Origin of the sequence: Pseudomonas sp. MF6767, from assembly GCF_016405475.1 — a bacterium.
Lineage (GTDB): Bacteria > Pseudomonadota > Gammaproteobacteria > Pseudomonadales > Pseudomonadaceae > Aquipseudomonas > Aquipseudomonas paracarnis.
Map to the genome: position 1 here is coordinate 90,287 of NZ_JAEKCY010000019.1, position 15,978 is coordinate 106,264.

The window sequence follows — 15,978 nt, forward strand, 5'->3', positions numbered from 1 at the left end:
TGGCTGCCCTCGACCCTCATCTGTCGCAACGTTCCCGTCCAAGCGAATGCGAGGACAACACCGTGGCCGATCACTATCAACTCAACCTGGGTTCATTGCGCAGCAGCATCACCCTGACCCTGCACACCCACCACGCCGCCCGTATCTGGCAAGGTCGGACCGCACGCGAAGGCGTCCACTCGATCATGGGCATGGCCGGCTACATCAGTGTCACCAACCTGATCAAACAAACCGCGGCCCAGGACGATCCCTATGCCGACTGGGCCATGGTGCAACTCGAAGAAAAGCTGATACAGGCCAAGACCGGAATGCTGGAACTGACCCAACAGCTGGATCGAATCAGGCAGGACCTGCCGACACAGATCGACATGAGCGACAACCTCAACATCCACCCCGTCACCTTGCCGTTGTACATCGGCAGCCAGCTGGGTTTTCTGGCGGTCTACCTGCTGACCGACTACGACACCCTGGTGCGCCGGACCCTATTGGCCCATCACACCGCCTTGATCGGCCGCGTCGACATGGAAGCCTGGATCGACGACGGCGCCCATCTATTGCGCAGCCTGTTCGGCCAGGCGCAACGCTATCGGCATGCTGGCGTCACACGCGATGACATGGCGGCGAACAACGCGCGTGCCCTGGCGGCCATCGATAAACTGGGTTTGCCCCCCATGGACATTCTTGAGGGTCATCGCCGCTCCCAGTTCGCGCCGCCAATCGTTCGCCGTGGTGCGGCGGCAGTGGATGATGCCGACGCGTTGTTAGAAGACGCGGAGGAGCTGCCTACGACAGTGGATGATCCGGAGGACGAAGCATGAATCCCATGAATCCGGCTCACCCAATGCCCTTCGATACGTTGACACAGGATTCCTATCGACAGCTCGAACACGCAGCCTCCCTAAAAGGCCTTTTAAAACCTTTTAAGGGTAAGGGGGAATTGGAGCACCTGGCGCAGGTGGCGAGGGAAATCGAGGCGCAGTTGTGTCACCTGATGGTGGCTGTGGTGCAGCAGGCCGGACAGCCTCCTTACTCACTGCTGGACATTCGATTGGTGCTGCAGAACACCAGCGCGGGCAGCACCTTTTTGCGTTGGCGCACCCGTGATTTTGCCCGTATGGGGGTTGCGGTCTGGGAACGCCAGGTCCGCAACAACTCCCTGTCCCAGGTCGTGCGCGAGGGATTGCACTGTTTCGAATGCGAGCGCATTGCACTGAACCTACAGATGAGCGTGGTGCATTCGCTTTACCGCCAGGCCTCGACCTGCGCGATCAAAATGGCCAGTGCCGAACGGCTGCTGCGCCAGTTCACAACCGCAGCGGAGATATCACGATGAGTACTTTTTTCGTCGGCGAAGGCAACATCGGCAGTGCGCCAGAATTCCAGGAGTTCGCCTCTGGCAATGACGAGCCGCGGCGTTTGCTACGGCTGAATGTGTACTTTGACAACCCCATCCCACGCGAGGGCAGCTATGAAGATCGGGGCGGCTATTGGGCGCCGGTTGAGCTCTGGCACCGTGAGGCTGAACACTGGAGCACCCTGTACCAGAAAGGCATGCGCGTACTGGTCGAAGGTCGTACGGTGCGCGATGAGTGGGAGGACAGCGAAGACAATGCGCGGGTGACCTTCAAGATCGAGGCCCGTCGAGTCGGCATCCTGCCTCACCGGGTGCACAGCGTGGTCATGCGGGAACGCTCCAGTGAACCGACGGCCGCTCAAAATACTGAGCAGGCCAGCTCGCCGACCTCGAAACCCAGGAAACACAGAGGGCAATCACCTAAGGCCTGAACGACTTCAGGCATAAAAATTGCGCCTTTGCGCGAAGTTCCTGGCCTGTCATTGCTCGCGGCTCATGAAGCCCCCCACCCAGTTGCAAACGCTCCAATAAGGTAGCAGCTTCAGCCCATTCAAAGCCGCCCTCACCGACTAATATGAGGAACCTGCCATTCGGGTTTCTCATATCTCGCACCTGCTACTTCGAACAACGCTGCTCCGAACTCAATCCGGAGTAGTTATATGCGCCTCTTCCTCTGCGAAAAACCTTCCCAGGGTCGTGACATCGCCAAGGTTCTCGGAGCCACTCGGCGTGGTGATGGTTGCCTAATCGGCCCCGAGACAACTGTCACCTGGTGTATCGGCCACCTACTGGAGACGGCCCCGCCTGAAACCTACGGCATTCAGTACAAAAACTGGTCGTTGGATCATCTACCTATCATTCCCGTGCAGTGGCAGGTCGAGGTCAAACCCAAGACTGCCGCGCAGTTCAAAATCATCAAACGCCTGCTCAGCGAAGCCACCACCGTTGTCATCGCAACCGACGCCGACCGAGAAGGTGAGATGATTGCCCGCGAGTTGCTGGAGCTCTGCAAGTATCCAGGCTCCGTTCAGCGCCTCTGGTTGTCCGCCCTCAACGAGGCGTCGATTCGCAAAGCCCTCTCCTCGCTGAAGTCTGGTCAGGAGACCTTCCCGCTCTATCACTCGGCCCTCGCCCGCAGCCGTGCCGACTGGCTGATCGGCATGAACCTCAGTCGTTTGTTTACCCTTCTTGGTCGGCGGGCAGGCTACGACGGCGTTTTGTCAGTGGGGCGCGTCCAGACACCCACCTTACGTCTGGTGGTCGATCGGGATCGTGCGATTGCCGGCTTCGTCCCGGTACCTTACTGGAACATTGAGGTACACCTATCGTCGATGGGCCAGCGATTCATCGCGGCGTGGTTACCGCCATGCTCAGGACGGGACGAGTCGGGGCGTTGCCTACAACAAGTGCTTGCCCATCACGCGGTCCAAACAATCACCGACGAGAAGTCCGCCACGGTAATCTCGTTACATACTGAGCACTTCCGAGAACCGCCGCCCCTGCCCTTCGACCTAAGCACGTTGCAGGAAGTCTGCTCGCGTAAGCTGGGGCTCGGCGTCCAGGAAACCCTGAACATCGCCCAAGCCCTGTATGAAACCCACAAAGCCACCACCTACCCGCGCAGCGATTGCCGCTATTTGCCAGAGAATATGTTCAACGAGGCTCCCGCGGTACTAGACGCCCTGCTCAAAACGGATCCTGCACTCAGACCTGCATTCGAGGACCTCGATCAATCATTGCGCTCCCGCGCATGGAACAATGCCAAGGTCACTGCGCACCACGGCATCATCCCCACCATCGAACCGGCAAACCTGGTGCGGATGTCCGAACAAGAACGCCATGTCTACGAACTGATCCGTAGCCACTACCTAGTGCAGTTTCTTCCGCATCATGAGTTTGATCGGACCCAGGTCGAACTGGCGCGTGGCGAAGAACGATTGACCGCTGTGGGCAAACTGATCTTGGTCCAGGGCTGGAAAAGCTTACTCTCCGAAAACACCGAGGAGGATGAGCCCAGTCACAAATCCCAAGTCTTACCCATCTTGCAAAAGGGAGCGCAGTGCGCAGTGGACAATGCCGAACTCAAATCCATGCAAACGGCCGCTCCTAAACCTCTCACCGAGGGTGATCTGATCAAGGCGATGAAAAACGTCGCCAAGCTTGTCAACGACCCACGCCTGAAACAGAAACTTCGGGACACCACCGGTATCGGAACCGAAGCCACACGAGCCGGCATTATCAAAGGGTTAATTGATCGCGGTTATTTGCTGAAGAAAAAACGCGCCTTGATGGCCACCGCCGCGGCCCATACCCTGATCGAGGCGGTACCAGCAGCAGTCGCAGATCCGGGTATGACCGCAATCTGGGAACAGGCGTTGGACGAAATCGAAGCGGGACGCCTGACCCTAGATGCGTTCGTTGCCAAGCAGGCGAACTGGATTGCACAATTGGTCGAACACTGTGGCGCACTCACCTTGGCGGTACCGGTCGAAGCCGGCCCGACCTGCCCCATTTGCAACGCCTCAATGCTCAAACGAAAGGGCAAATCAGGACCGTTCTGGTCATGCTCCCACTACCCCGACTGTAAGGGAACAGTGCCGATCAGAAAAGATACGCGTCGCTCATGACGCTTCACTGTAGATCGGCATGAGTATTGGGGTGATGTGCTGATCAGTGCATCATCAACGGCGGCTGATCCCTCTCTAAGTCGATAAAGTGTTGTCCGATTTCACGGGCCAAGGCAAAGAAAGTGACCGCGCCTTTATCCTGGCAACCGTCGAACAATTGGCCGCTCATCTCGGCAGTAAGTAACCTCTTTCATCGTGCTCAATGTAGTGGCTTATGCGGGATCGCCCACTGGCTTGACGTGATCCCACCCTCTCTGCTGTAGTGTCTCAGGATCATCGCCAACGGCGACCCAAGACCGAATCGCTCCGGGCAGGTCGGTCGAACTCCTTGAGTTCGGAGCCTTCTCTTTCTGCGGAATTTCATTCCTGATTTGTGCTCGACCTGATCACTGTGGCGGATGACCACTGTTGCCTCTACCAGGCAATAGCGGTCATCCGCTTCAGCGATCGTATTCAGTTCCGGAGCCCACCGGGGAAACACTGGGCACCCTTTGTGCGCGGATGCGTGCCAGCATGTTCCGACCCGGGCCACGACAAGGGTCGGTTGGCGAAGCGTGACGCAGTGAATACAGTTTTGCGAGGAGCTTGTCGACTGCGTACGACCGTCAAAGGTGGCTTTTCTCTTCTTCGCCTGGCACCCCGCCAGGCGCACTCTTCACTTTCTTCAGTCCAGTGACTACCACTATATTCCGGCCATAAAAAATCGGGTGGCAGCGTCTTGACGCTCCCCTATGACAGGCTTATACAAAGGGCGTGGTTCGCTGTCGTTGACAGCCCAGCCCAGGTAGCCAGAACCTTCAAGGCTACGCCACGTTCGTGGTGGTTTACCCAAGTGCGATCAGCGTTCGGAAGCTCGCGCGGTTACCGCTTCAGCGGTAATGAATGCCCACTACCCTATGCTTGCGGATCACCACCGCAGATGCTCCTCTGCTGCACCGCTATTTCCCCAGACGCATCGTTCTGATCGTCATCGGCTTGCCGGTGCCGAGTCGTTCATCGCTCGCCTTCACCTTACCCACCCTGACGGGGGCTCGCTTCCCCGTCAGGGGCTGTGCGTCGCCGTTTTCCCTTGAAACAGGAGAAACACCATGGCCCACGCCAACCACTCCCAAGAAGCGACCACTTACTTCAATCTGCACACCGTCGGTATCGGTTATCTCAACCGTGTTCGTGAAGTACAAGTCCGCCGCGGCCAGCCATTCATGGCTTGCGATATCGCAGCCCTGCACGGTGCCACCGATGCGGTGGAGTACACCCGTTTCGACTGCAAAGTCGCTGGGGGTGAAGCTGAACGCTTGATTCGTCTCTATATGGGCGCCGTCAAAGCCGAGAAAAAGGTCTTGCTGTCGTTCCGTATCGGCGACCTGTGGATCGATCCGTTTCTCTACGAGAAAGGCGATAAACAAGGTCAACCCGGTGCCAGTCTGAAAGGTCGTTTGCTGTTCATCGACTGGATCAAGGTCAACGGCACGTTCGAATACAAAGCGCCCGCCAGGCAGGAAGCAACAGCACCTGCTGAGCAAGCGCCCACCAGTGAGCCATCCCCATCATCGGCTGATGCCGAAGCGGAGGGGACCGACGAACCAACAGAGGCTCAGGTCGAACCTGAATCTCCACCCACTCCCCGCACGGCCCGCCGTGACGCTACCCGTACCGTTCAGTCCGCCTGAACAGTCCACGATGTTCCACATCAAGGCGCTCCCTCGAGCGCCTTTTCTTCAATCCGCACAGGAGAACCGACATGGAATCCTTCTGGCTTTGCGACGACTGCCTGTCCGCTGCGGCTTACGAGGACTACAGCGCGTTATCGCTCTACTACACGACAGAGGAAACCGAGAAACGCATTGCCGATATCCATCGGGGCCTGGTTCGATTAATGCCCATCAGTGCCGACTTCGATCCCGAAGCCGGCTGGGGAATCAAAGCTTTTTCCCCGTTGCCCTGCGACGGCTGTGGTTCAACCCTGCACGGCCAGCGCCATCGATTCACTCGGCTGTAAACAGCGCGCCATCGGCTAACACCCGCCACTCTATATCCACCTGGGGACACCACTCCCCTCGGGCGTGTACCCCTGATTGTTCCCTTCGGAGGTACCACCATGAGCACCCAACTCACACTGATTGAAACCTCGAATGTCGAGGCTGATCGTATCGTCCAAGAAAACCAGATGATCAACGAAGCGTTGCATATTCTGGATCGTCGGCTGTTCACCCGCGGCCCTACCCTGACCTCTCCTGACGCCGTGGCCTCGTACCTAAAACTGCACCTTGTGCAACAGGAACATGAAGTTTTCGGTGTGATGTTTCTCGATGCCCAGCACCGGGTGCTGGCGTTCGAAGTTCTCTTTCACGGCAGCATTGACGGCGCCAGCGTTTACCCTCGACAGGTCATTAAGAGATCCATGGCTCATAACGCGAGCGCTGTCATTTTGGTCCACAACCATCCTTCAGGTTGTACGGAACCCAGCCAGGCGGATCGCCTCTTGACCGCACGGTTGAAGGAGGCCTTGGCCGTGATCGAGGTGCGCGTTTTGGACCACTTCATCGTCGGTGAAGGCCGTCCGCTCTCCCTGGCCGAACATGGCTGGCTGTAATCCTCACAGGCGTCTTCGGGCGCCTTGTTCATTTTCACTCTGGAGAACTCCTCATGAGTCCCGCACACCGAGCCTCAATCTTGCTGACGGCCTCAAACCCATTTGCTCGCGGCTACAACAACCTGAATATCGCACGGCTGCTACTGATCACCTATGAAAACGACTGCCCTCCCTGCTTTCGCCCCGTACACGACACACAGGCACATCTGCCGGACGAAGAGTTGCAACTGTTCCCCTGCCTGTTCAATGACGACTTCGCCTTGATCAGCGATGGCCAATCCATTCCGAAGGACTTGGAGGAACGCTGCCCGTCTAACGGGTTGGTACGCCAAGTGATCTACGCCGTGATGGGCGAAATCTTCAACGAGCGGCATCACGTCGGCGATTTGTACTCCCTGGAAGAAGCTCAAGTCATGGTCCATCGCTTGAGGTTCGAAACGGGACACTACAGTCGAGCCTGGGAGATCAGTACCGCACACCTTCCCAACGAAGCGATGCTGTGCCTGGACGCGTGGGTCAGTCACTCCGCCCCGTGGCAAACCGGCCTCTTGTTCGAGCTGTTCAACTTGCCGGATTGCTGTGGCATCGGTTGCAAACTGATCGGCACGCCTTGGACTGACGATAACCTGCTGAAGATCGAGGACCGCCCTTACTCATCGCTGAGGCAAGAGCAACTAGACGCCAGCACACCTGAAGCTTTGGTCGACGTACTGTATCTGGCGGCATTGGCGGATGTGCGATTGTTGATTTTCGACCCCGACGCTGCCGTTTTGGATGGGCTCGCCATTTTTGACGAATAGCAACGTGTTCAGCGTTAACACGAACCGCCTTGAATCAACTTTCTCACTGAATCGCTCCTTCACCTCATGTCAGGTTCTGCACTGAATCTGACATGAGGCTTTTTCCATGGAGCGTTTTTTCACGCCTGTCTGCTTGCTGGGTTTGTTGAGCGCCTGCACCGCACCAATCCCCAGCCCATTGCCGACCACTCCAGCGATCGACAGTGGCTCCAATCGGGCCCAGCTCTCGTCGGCCACAACTGTAGGAAGCCATCCGGCAGAGCTTCGTTATGGCCGCTATACGCTGGTCAGCACCGAACCCACCCCGGAGCAACGCGATCTGCTCACGCAAATCATCGACGTGAGCATCCCGTCCAGCTTGAGCCCTTCGGTTCAGGAGGCGTTGCACTACGTGCTGCTGCGCTCGGGTTATTCGCTCTGTCCAGTTTCCCCGTCGGTGGAGGTGCTGTTTACCCGGCCCCTGCCAGCGGCCCATTACCAGCTCGGTCCAATCCCGTTGCGCCGCGCGCTACAAGTGTTGGCTGGCCCCGCTTGGCAACTCACGACCGATAAGGTCAGCCGTTCGGTTTGCTTCGAACAGCAGAAAACTAATGCCAGCGTCACGCCGATCACACCCGTCTTGCCCCATCAATCGGAGGCGCGCCCATGAAAGCCTCGACGTTTCAAACCGTCATCATTGGATTGCTTTGCCTAGTGGTCGCCGGCCTGAGCGGTGGTTTGTACAACCAGTATCAACGCGTGACTGAGCTACAGAGCACGACCACTCAGCAACTAAAAACGTTGGACACCCTGCAACGTGACGCAAGCGCCCTCAAGGACACACAGGAAAAACTGCAGTACGCACTGAAAGACCTGAAACAGATGGTCGATACCGGGGAGCAGCAGGCCAATACCCTCGATCCGATGCTGGATCAATGGGCGCAAGAAATACAGGAACTGCGCGATGGTCTGGCAGCCCGCGCCTCCGCGGCAGACATGACCGCGCTACGTGGACGCGTTGAGCACGTCGAGCAGCAGCTCCTGAATCTAAAGACTCAGCCATCCCCCCCACCACCGACGTCTTCCACGACCAAGCCGAAACAGACGGCTCGCCCCAAGCCCATCCCGCTTTCGCCACCGTTCTCAGTGCTGAGTGTCGAGTCCCGTGGTGGTGAGCGTTTTCTGGCGGTCGCACCTCATGACAGTCGCTCGCTCAAGGATGTCCGGCTGCTGCACAGGGGCGAGCAGCTCGGGGCCTGGCAGCTGAAAGTACTGGAACCGAACGCTGCCATCTTCGCGGTGGCCGCTCAGCCAGACCAGACCGTGCACCTCCCTTGAGCAGCGATCATGAACAGAGCGCCACTCCTCCCCGTCATCTGTCTGGTCTCGCTACTGATCACGAGTGCTGCGATGGGTAACCCCGTCACAACACAATCAGGGATCCAGGACACGCAGTCCGCTCCCCTGCGGCGCTCTGACTCTGAACAGGCTGCGAGCTGGGGGCTGACGGAGCAGGAGTGGACGCGCTTCGAACAGATCCAAGCCGGCCCGCGCGGTTTCTGGAGCCCGGCCCTCGATCCGTTGACCACACTCGGAGTCGAAGCCCAGACCGACCAAGAGCGCCAGCGCTATGCCGAACTACAAGTAGCGCTGGAAGCCAAACGCGCCGAACGCGAGTTGGCCTACCAAAACGCTTACACCGCGGCCTGGGCCAAGCTGTTCCCCGGGCTGCTGCCGATCCAGGGCATGGCATCCCCGGCCCCTACCAGCTCAGCGGCCGCGCCCCACCAAGCCTTGTTTGTCGAGGACCACTGCCCGGCCTGCACCGCCGAAGCGCAGCGTCTGCAAAGCAGTGACACGGCGTTCGATATCTACCTGGTGGGCAGCCAAGGCGAGGATGAACGCGTCCGTCGCTGGGCTCGGCAAGCAGGCATTGATCGGGCAAAAGTCCAACGCCGGCAGATCACCCTGAACCATGACCGTGGTCGCTGGTTCAGCCTGGGTGCCTTGGGGTCATTACCTGCCACATTTCAACAGGTGAATGGACAATGGCAACGCCTCGACTGAGTGGTCTTGCGCTGGTGCTGACGGTGCTCACCGCCCAAGCTGACGAACTTCCGCCTCCGGCCTACCAACTGGCGGCGCATGACGCCAATATCCCTTCTACGGTGCTGTTCGCCATTGCCCTGCAAGAGAGTGGTATCCGCGTCCGTGGTCGACTGCTGCCCTGGCCTTGGACCCTGAACATCGCCGGAACACCCTACCACTTCGCCACTCGCCAGGCCGCCTGTCACGCCTTGCTTCAGGCGCTCGCCCTGCATGACGCCAAGCGGGTCGATGTCGGTCTTGGACAAACCAACCTGGGTTACCACGGGCAACGTTTTTCCAGTCCCTGCGAAGCCCTCGATCCCTACCGAAATCTCGCCGTAACCGCCGCGCTGTTGCAGGAGCATCACGCCGCCACCGGTGATTGGGTGTCAGCTGCCGGACGCTATCACCGCCCGGCAGGAGGAGCGCCCGCCGCGCGTTACCGCGCAGGTTTTTCCCGGCAACTCGAACGGTTGCTGGTTTCCTTCGAACAAGGCACACCACCATGAAGCGAATATCCCTTACCTGCTATCTCATCCTGCTCTTGGCACCTTTCGCCCAGCCGGAACTGAGCGTTGCCGAGGATCAGCCGAGCGACGTCACCCGGCCCCATTTTCAAGTTTCCAGGCCGCCAATAAACAACAAGATCCAGCCTGATCGGGTCATGCATGCGGACCTGTCCACGTTTGCCGATGAAGCCTGGATACTGCCCGTCCGCAGCTTTCACTTGAGCCCCGGCCAGATCATGTCTCGCGCCCTGAGCATGCCTGGTTTGCGGCCATTTGTCCTGGTCGGTGACGATCCCCAGTCGCTGGCTTGGTTGCGTCAACGCGCGACTGAACTGCAGGAAATGGGCGCGGCTGGCCTCGCCGTCGAAGTGGCCGATAATGAAGCCCTGGCCCGGATTCGAGCAGCCGCTCCGGGCATTACCATCCTGCCGGTCAACGGCAACGACATCGCCACCCGCCTGCAGATTGAGCACTATCCCGTCTTGATCACTGCCACCTCACTGGAACAGTGAGTCCAGGTCATGGCCGAGCATGCGATGGAGTCCAAGCTCCGGCCAGCGGTGGAGCTGTACACCGTAGCGATCTGCATCGCCGCTGCGGTGTTGTGCGTGTACTCGCCCTGGGCTGTGGCCCTATCACCCGAGATCGGTCTGGTTACAGCGCTGGCCTATAGCCTGTTCGGCCTGATCCGCCTGCGACAAGCCTGGGAGGTGCTGTGCTATCGGCGCAATATCCGCCGGCTGCCCCGCTACGAACTGACCAGCCAAGAGATTCCGGTCAGCCGCAAACGTCTGTTCATGGGTCGCGGCTTTCGCTGGACCCGCCTGCACACCCAGCGCTTGGTCGAGGCCCAGGATCCGGCGGTCGCCCACTATGTCGAGCAACCGACCCGCTACCGTCTGGCCCGTGGACTCGAACGTCGCCTGGAACATGCACCGTTTCCGCTCTCGACGCTGGCTCGTGTCACGGCCTGGGATAACGCCCTCAATCCGTTACGCCCTTTACCTCCAGTCGGTGGCTCGCCACTGTTGCATGGGGTCGAGCCCGACGAAACGGAAGTCAGTTTGCCGCTGGGCGAACGCGTTGGTCACACCCTGGTGCTGGGTACTACCCGTGTCGGCAAGACGCGGCTCGCCGAGGTGTACATCACCCAGGACATTCATCGCATCGAACACGAGGTGGTCATCGTCTTTGATCCGAAGGGCGATGCCGACTTGCTCAAACGCATGTACGTCGAAGCCAAACGCGCCGGTCGGGAGAAAGAGTTCTATGTTTTCCATCTGGGCTGGCCGGCGACCTCCGCCCGCTATAACGCTGTAGGACGTTTCGGCCGTATCTCGGAAGTGGCCTCGCGCATCGCCGGGCAGCTCAGTGGCGAAGGTAACTCGGCGGCCTTCCGTGAGTTCGCCTGGCGCTTCGTCAACATCATCGCCCGCGCACTGATCGAGCTGGGCCGACGTCCGGACTACCTGCAGATCCAGCGACATGTGGTCAACATCGACGCCCTGTTCATCGAATACGCCCAGCGGTTTTTCGCCAAGACCGACCCGAAGGCGTGGGAAGTGATCGTCCAGCTCGAAGGCAAGCTCACCGAGAAGAACATTCCCCGGCATATGATCGGGCGCGAAAAGCGGGTGGTGGCCATCGAGCAGTACCTGGCGGTGAAACGGGTATTTGATCCGGTGTTGGATGGATTACGTTCGGCAGTTCGTTACGACCGCACTTACTTCGACAAAATCGTGGCGTCGCTACTGCCGCTGCTGGAGAAACTCACCACCGGCAAGACCGCCCAGTTACTGGCCCCCAACTACACCGACCTGGATGACCCACGACCGATCTTTGACTGGATGCAGATCATCCGGAAACGCGGCATCGTCTACGTCGGCCTCGATGCGCTGACTGACGCGGAAGTGGCCGCCGCTGTGGGCAACTCCATGTTCGCCGACCTGGTCTCGGTCGCCGGGCACATCTACAAGCATGGCATCAACCATGGCTTGCCTACCGCAGGCAGCAGCGCCGACAAGCTACCGATCAACCTGCACGCCGATGAGTTCAACGAGTTGATGGGCGATGAATTCATTCCGCTGATCAACAAGGGCGGCGGTGCGGGTATCCAAGTGACGGCGTATACCCAAACCCTCAGCGATATCGAAGCGCGTATCGGCAGCCGAGCCAAAGCCGGCCAGGTCATCGGCAACTTCAACACTCTGCAGATGCTGCGGGTGCGCGAAACCGCCACCGCTGAGCTGCTCACCCAACAGTTGCCCAAGATCAACGTGCTGACCAAGACTCTGGTCTCGGGGGCCACCGACACCTCCGATCCGGAGGCCAATACGGATTTCACCTCCTCCTCCCAAGACCGGGTCAGCAGCACCAGCGTGCCACTGATCGAATCGGCGCACATCGTCAGCTTACCCAAGGGGCAAATGTTCTCCTTCCAGGTGGGCGGGCAGCTCTGGAAAGTCCGCATGCCACTGCCCAAACCATCGCCGGACGATGCCATGCCCAAGGATCTGCAAGAGCTCACTCAGCGGATGCGCGTCAGCTACAACGAACAGGCGGGGCACTGGTGGAATGCAAGTGGCGGCGGTCCGACGCTGGACTTCGATCCAGATCGGGTTACGCCTCCACGCGAGTCTTCAGCGGTGGATGCAAGTGTTCCTGCTCAGGAGGCCCCATGACGCCGTCGGCCCTACAGTGCATCTCGTGGAGTCAAGGAGGATGACTTCAGCTCAGCGCCCTCCACCGCAACCCATCCAGCGCCCAGGGCTGATCGTCTCGGCGATTAGCCTGGTCCTGCGCATTATCGGTTTGTTGATCGCCTCGTTGCTGTTCTCGATTCTAATCGAGTGGGCCGGTCTGCTGCTGTTCTGGGGCGATCAAGGCTGGCGACACAGTCAGGCGATGATGAGCAGCGAACTGGGCTGGCTCAGTGAGCACTTCACATCCTCACTCATTATCCAACAGCCTGGACAGACGATTGTCCAGTGGCTGGATTTCCTCAAGCAGTGGTTACTGGTAAAGACCGGTTTTACGGATTTTGCCCAGCAGGCGCGAGTCTCGAGCCAGGGCAAAGACTTTTGGAGCGGGATCAATCAGCTCTACGTGAACATCGAGGACTTTGTGCTGGCAGCGGTGTACGTCAGCTTCACGTTCGTGGTGCGCCTGACCATTCTGGCCTTGGCGATTCCCCTGTTTCTGCTGGCCATGTTCACCGGCTTTATCGACGGCCTGATGCGCCGCGACCTGCGAAAATATGGAGCAGGGCGCGAAAGCAGCTTTGTCTATCACCGGGCTAAACGAGCGGTCATGCCACTGCTGATCGTGCCCTGGATCCTTTACTTGTCGCTGCCCTTCTCGCTCAACCCCATGGCCGTATTTCTGCCTTGCGCCGTGATGCTCGGGGTGGCCATGGCCATCACAGCGGCGACGTTCAAAAAATATCTCTGAGTGCGACACGAATGTTTATCTGCGGAAGTGTTCATGGGGCCAGCTCATGAGAGGCTCAAGCTCCCGGTCGTAAGGAGCCGCCAGTCCCGCGTTAGTGGACAACCCTCACAGGTGTTTGGCTTCGAGAGGAGAGTGATCATGGCATTGGTTGGTAGACGAGATGGACGCAATTTTGGCTATGGCCGACAACTGAGTTATGCCGGACCGCAAGCATTGCGCGATTTTTTTGGCGGCGGGCATTACGCCACGGTCAAGGCGCACAGTGATCGCTGGCAGGCGTTTGTCCGCTGGTGTCGTTCGGAGGATGGGCCTGGATTTAATGATGCGCGACATATAGATTCGCAGACCTTGCTGGACTACGCAGGGCATCTGCGCCAACAAGTCGAACAAGGCGCTATCGGCATCGCCACCGCGCAAAACCGGTTGTCCAGCGTGAACCGGACTATGGCGGCGCTTCGCGGCGATCAGTCTGTGGCGGTGCCGAGCCCGAGTAAGGCCTTGGGAATGCGGCGTACCAGTGTTCGTCGCTCGACGCCGCAAGGCCAAGACCATGAGCAGGTGAAGCGGATCGTCGACGTGCTCTGCGAACACCAAATGCCACGCGCGGCGGCCATCGTTCAGTTGGCGCGAGCCACCGGCATGCGCTTGCGCGAGGCCATTTTGGCCGACCTACCGCGCCTAAAACATGAGACCGAACACTACGGCAAAATCAACATCCGAGATGGCATCCAAGGTGGCCGCTCACGTGCGTCGGCGCTTCGTTGGATTACGGTAAATGATCCTATTCGTGACGCGCTGAAATTTGCCGAACAGGTTTCACCCAACGGTAGCCGCAATCTGCTTGCACCGAACGAAAGCTATGTCGATTTACAACGGCAAATCGTCCGCCCCGCACGAGAGATGCTCCATTCGCACAACCTCAAAGGCTTCCACGAGCTTCGGGCCGCCTATGCGTGCGAACGCTATGAACAGAGCACTCATCATCTTGCGCCCATCAACGGTGGCCGTTGCTACCAACTCGACCGACGCCTAGATCAGGATGCCCGAGTGCAAATCAGCTACGAGTTGGGACTCGGCCTTATCGACCTGTTATCGACTTACATTGGTGGTCGAACATGAGTAAGCCATTCGATATGAAGCCGTTGCTACTGCTCGCGAACATAGTCCGACATGATCGGATCGGCCGTGACGTGTGAATTGTGCTGGTGGATCTTTGGGAATGGCATGGTCGTTTCCTATGCGGATGGCTTCGGGACGCGAGACATCAGCAACCCGCACACTTCGCATAAATAGCTGCCATCTGGCCCGTTTCTGAGGCCCTTGATCGAAATACTCTCCCAGCACTTCGAATATGGCTGATCGTTCTCGGTGGTTTTCTCTTCGCCCTGGTGGCCGTTGGGGCAAGCAAAGTATTCATATGTGCGCATGGTCATAGCCGTGGTTTCCTCTAGCTGGTGATCAGCCTGCGAACATTTCCCGGAACAGTTCAGTAGCTTTGTAGATCTGCGACAGTGATCCCTTGTGCAACCACCTCATTACACGCGACGTCATATCCGTCACTTGGATAAATTAGCCATTCGCATGGCGGGCTGTACCCATCACGACGTTCTTGTTCTTCGAACAGGGTGTACCACCCGTCCTCTGGCGCGAAGACCCAGCCGTTGAGTTCAGTACCATGAAACTGGTCGTGCGTGATATCGATAATCAAACCGTCGACTTCGAACCAGGCATGAGAGGCATTTTGGCTAAGGAGTGGATGTCCCGTAGCACACACATAAACCCCCTCGTACCCCAGAGCTTCCCACAAGATGCGGCCAACGATGTCTGAGGCGATTCCGCATGCTCCGGTCGGAAACTGCTTAAATGCCGATCCAGCTGTATCCGAAAGGGTCTCAAGCCCCCGCCGACATGCTTTCACAACGACATCCAGCTTCACCCGATCAATAGAACCCATTTCGGTGCTCATGCACTTCCTCAGTAACGATCTTCAGGGAAGCGCAAATCGCCCCCCAACTACTGCCTAAACCCCAGTAGACCGGGGCTTGGGGTGCGGTGAGAGACGCTACTTACTTATTCCAAACTGTCCCTCGAACCCCGGAATCCCAAAAGCCGAGGCGCCCATCAATTGCGCGAATCGGGTGCAGGTAAACCAAACCACAGTAGTTGCAACGCTTAGCCCCTCCGTGAGCCGTGATTTCACCGCGAACCGCCTCTGGAAATTCACTTTGAAGCCTTTCCGCTACAATCACCTGGCGATCAGACTGACCGCCACTGCATTTGTCAGGGCAATACCCTGGCGGGTAAAAATTTGCCATGCTTTTTCCTCCTTTTCTTTCACTTCCGTATGTCCGATTGTGGCTCACCTAATAAGAGGCCTACGTCATGCAGGCTTAGCTATTTTCTTCAAATACGAGCGTAGATGCGTGAGTGCCGCACTCTCTGCACTCATGCCATTCTGAATCGCCCCGGGTTTCCTAGACACTCTCCAGGCTCGCTGCGTAACGCTTTTCAAACTCTACCGGTGACAGCTGATTGTTGAAACTGTGGCGTCGTTTTGGGTTGTAAAACATCTCGATGT

The 15,978-nt window shown here is 58.4% G+C and carries 17 protein-coding genes; 16 read left to right on the forward strand and 1 reads right to left on the reverse strand.

The genetic code is table 11. The features are described 5' to 3' along the window. Positions 1–62 precede the first annotated feature (62 nt). The 16 genes from JFT58_RS24345 to JFT58_RS24420 all read left to right on the forward strand — a co-directional run bounded on the left by JFT58_RS24345 (position 63) and on the right by JFT58_RS24420 (position 14,519). A complete protein-coding gene (locus JFT58_RS24345; RefSeq protein ID WP_198834679.1) occupies positions 63–818 on the forward strand; it encodes a PFL_4669 family integrating conjugative element protein in 756 nt (251 codons plus the stop codon). After that, positions 815–1,333 carry a DUF3158 family protein gene (locus JFT58_RS24350; protein WP_198834680.1) on the forward strand — a complete coding sequence of 173 codons (519 nt, stop codon included), beginning with the start codon at positions 815–817 and terminating at the stop codon, positions 1,331–1,333. Before JFT58_RS24345 ends, JFT58_RS24350 begins: the two co-directional genes overlap by 4 nt. Further along, positions 1,330–1,785 carry a single-stranded DNA-binding protein gene (locus JFT58_RS24355; RefSeq protein WP_010565138.1) on the forward strand — a complete coding sequence of 152 codons (456 nt, stop codon included), beginning with the start codon at positions 1,330–1,332 and terminating at the stop codon, positions 1,783–1,785. Before JFT58_RS24350 ends, JFT58_RS24355 begins: the two co-directional genes overlap by 4 nt. A 228-nt stretch (positions 1,786–2,013) precedes the next feature. Continuing rightward, positions 2,014–3,981: a DNA topoisomerase III gene (locus JFT58_RS24360; RefSeq protein WP_010565137.1), complete on the forward strand. Its 1,968-nt coding sequence runs from the start codon at positions 2,014–2,016 to the stop codon at positions 3,979–3,981. A gap of 1,088 nt (positions 3,982–5,069) precedes the next feature. Beyond that, the gene (locus JFT58_RS24365; protein ID WP_198834681.1) at positions 5,070–5,651 is read left to right on the forward strand and encodes an STY4534 family ICE replication protein; all 582 of its coding nucleotides are present in this window, start codon (positions 5,070–5,072) and stop codon (positions 5,649–5,651) included. Positions 5,652–5,722: 71 nt separating this feature from the next. Next, the gene (locus JFT58_RS24370) at positions 5,723–5,980 is read left to right on the forward strand and encodes a hypothetical protein (protein ID WP_103406474.1); all 258 of its coding nucleotides are present in this window, start codon (positions 5,723–5,725) and stop codon (positions 5,978–5,980) included. Positions 5,981–6,079: 99 nt separating this feature from the next. Further along, a complete protein-coding gene (gene radC, locus JFT58_RS24375; RefSeq protein ID WP_103406475.1) occupies positions 6,080–6,574 on the forward strand; it encodes a RadC family protein in 495 nt (164 codons plus the stop codon). A 53-nt stretch (positions 6,575–6,627) separates the two neighbouring features. Continuing rightward, on the forward strand, positions 6,628–7,374 hold the full coding sequence (locus tag JFT58_RS24380) for a DUF5983 family protein (protein ID WP_103406476.1): 747 nt from the start codon (positions 6,628–6,630) through the stop codon (positions 7,372–7,374). A 106-nt stretch (positions 7,375–7,480) separates the two neighbouring features. Further along, complete coding sequence (gene pilL2 / locus JFT58_RS24385) at positions 7,481–8,023, forward strand: PFGI-1 class ICE element type IV pilus protein PilL2 (RefSeq protein ID WP_103406477.1); 543 nt, start codon at positions 7,481–7,483, stop codon at positions 8,021–8,023. Beyond that, positions 8,020–8,691, forward strand: coding sequence for a chemotaxis protein (locus tag JFT58_RS24390; RefSeq protein WP_103406478.1), 672 nt, complete (start codon positions 8,020–8,022; stop codon positions 8,689–8,691). The genes pilL2 and JFT58_RS24390 overlap by 4 nt, the downstream gene beginning before the upstream one ends. A 9-nt stretch (positions 8,692–8,700) precedes the next feature. Further along, complete coding sequence (locus tag JFT58_RS24395; protein ID WP_103406479.1) at positions 8,701–9,420, forward strand: TIGR03759 family integrating conjugative element protein; 720 nt, start codon at positions 8,701–8,703, stop codon at positions 9,418–9,420. Further along, positions 9,402–9,950 (forward strand): lytic transglycosylase, encoded by a 549-nt coding sequence (locus JFT58_RS24400; RefSeq protein WP_198834682.1) that lies wholly within the window; start codon positions 9,402–9,404, stop codon positions 9,948–9,950. Before JFT58_RS24395 ends, JFT58_RS24400 begins: the two co-directional genes overlap by 19 nt. Then, complete coding sequence (locus JFT58_RS24405; protein WP_010565129.1) at positions 9,947–10,462, forward strand: integrating conjugative element protein; 516 nt, start codon at positions 9,947–9,949, stop codon at positions 10,460–10,462. Before JFT58_RS24400 ends, JFT58_RS24405 begins: the two co-directional genes overlap by 4 nt. 9 nt (positions 10,463–10,471) lie before the next feature. Continuing rightward, entirely contained in the window at positions 10,472–12,631 is a 2,160-nt protein-coding gene (gene traD, locus JFT58_RS24410) for a type IV conjugative transfer system coupling protein TraD (protein ID WP_198834683.1), read from the forward strand. Between the two features lie 40 nt (positions 12,632–12,671). Further along, the gene (locus tag JFT58_RS24415; RefSeq protein WP_198834685.1) at positions 12,672–13,400 is read left to right on the forward strand and encodes a TIGR03747 family integrating conjugative element membrane protein; all 729 of its coding nucleotides are present in this window, start codon (positions 12,672–12,674) and stop codon (positions 13,398–13,400) included. Between the two features lie 138 nt (positions 13,401–13,538). Continuing rightward, positions 13,539–14,519, forward strand: coding sequence for an integrase domain-containing protein (locus JFT58_RS24420; protein WP_198834684.1), 981 nt, complete (start codon positions 13,539–13,541; stop codon positions 14,517–14,519). 367 nt (positions 14,520–14,886) lie between these two features. Here the strand turns inward: JFT58_RS24420 and JFT58_RS24425 are convergent, their stop codons facing one another. Then, positions 14,887–15,366, reverse strand: a complete 480-nt coding sequence (locus JFT58_RS24425; protein ID WP_231998167.1) for a hypothetical protein — start codon at positions 15,364–15,366, stop codon at positions 14,887–14,889. Positions 15,367–15,978: the final 612 nt, after the last annotated feature.

What these genes read in the sequence shown, in the direction of transcription:
- JFT58_RS24350 (WP_198834680.1), top strand. Translation starts at nt 815, where the DNA reads ATGAATCCCATGAATCCGGCTCACCCAATGCCCTTCGATACGTTGACA.
- JFT58_RS24355 (WP_010565138.1), top strand. Translation starts at nt 1,330, where the DNA reads ATGAGTACTTTTTTCGTCGGCGAAGGCAACATCGGCAGTGCGCCAGAA.
- JFT58_RS24360 (WP_010565137.1), top strand. Translation starts at nt 2,014, where the DNA reads ATGCGCCTCTTCCTCTGCGAAAAACCTTCCCAGGGTCGTGACATCGCC.
- JFT58_RS24365 (WP_198834681.1), top strand. Translation starts at nt 5,070, where the DNA reads ATGGCCCACGCCAACCACTCCCAAGAAGCGACCACTTACTTCAATCTG.
- JFT58_RS24370 (WP_103406474.1), top strand. Translation starts at nt 5,723, where the DNA reads ATGGAATCCTTCTGGCTTTGCGACGACTGCCTGTCCGCTGCGGCTTAC.
- radC (WP_103406475.1), top strand. Translation starts at nt 6,080, where the DNA reads ATGAGCACCCAACTCACACTGATTGAAACCTCGAATGTCGAGGCTGAT.
- JFT58_RS24380 (WP_103406476.1), top strand. Translation starts at nt 6,628, where the DNA reads ATGAGTCCCGCACACCGAGCCTCAATCTTGCTGACGGCCTCAAACCCA.
- pilL2 (WP_103406477.1), top strand. Translation starts at nt 7,481, where the DNA reads ATGGAGCGTTTTTTCACGCCTGTCTGCTTGCTGGGTTTGTTGAGCGCC.
- JFT58_RS24390 (WP_103406478.1), top strand. Translation starts at nt 8,020, where the DNA reads ATGAAAGCCTCGACGTTTCAAACCGTCATCATTGGATTGCTTTGCCTA.
- JFT58_RS24395 (WP_103406479.1), top strand. Translation starts at nt 8,701, where the DNA reads ATGAACAGAGCGCCACTCCTCCCCGTCATCTGTCTGGTCTCGCTACTG.
- JFT58_RS24400 (WP_198834682.1), top strand. Translation starts at nt 9,402, where the DNA reads ATGGCAACGCCTCGACTGAGTGGTCTTGCGCTGGTGCTGACGGTGCTC.
- JFT58_RS24405 (WP_010565129.1), top strand. Translation starts at nt 9,947, where the DNA reads ATGAAGCGAATATCCCTTACCTGCTATCTCATCCTGCTCTTGGCACCT.
- traD (WP_198834683.1), top strand. Translation starts at nt 10,472, where the DNA reads ATGGCCGAGCATGCGATGGAGTCCAAGCTCCGGCCAGCGGTGGAGCTG.
- JFT58_RS24415 (WP_198834685.1), top strand. Translation starts at nt 12,672, where the DNA reads ATGACTTCAGCTCAGCGCCCTCCACCGCAACCCATCCAGCGCCCAGGG.
- JFT58_RS24420 (WP_198834684.1), top strand. Translation starts at nt 13,539, where the DNA reads ATGGCATTGGTTGGTAGACGAGATGGACGCAATTTTGGCTATGGCCGA.
- JFT58_RS24425 (WP_231998167.1), bottom strand. Translation starts at nt 15,366, where the DNA reads ATGAGCACCGAAATGGGTTCTATTGATCGGGTGAAGCTGGATGTCGTT.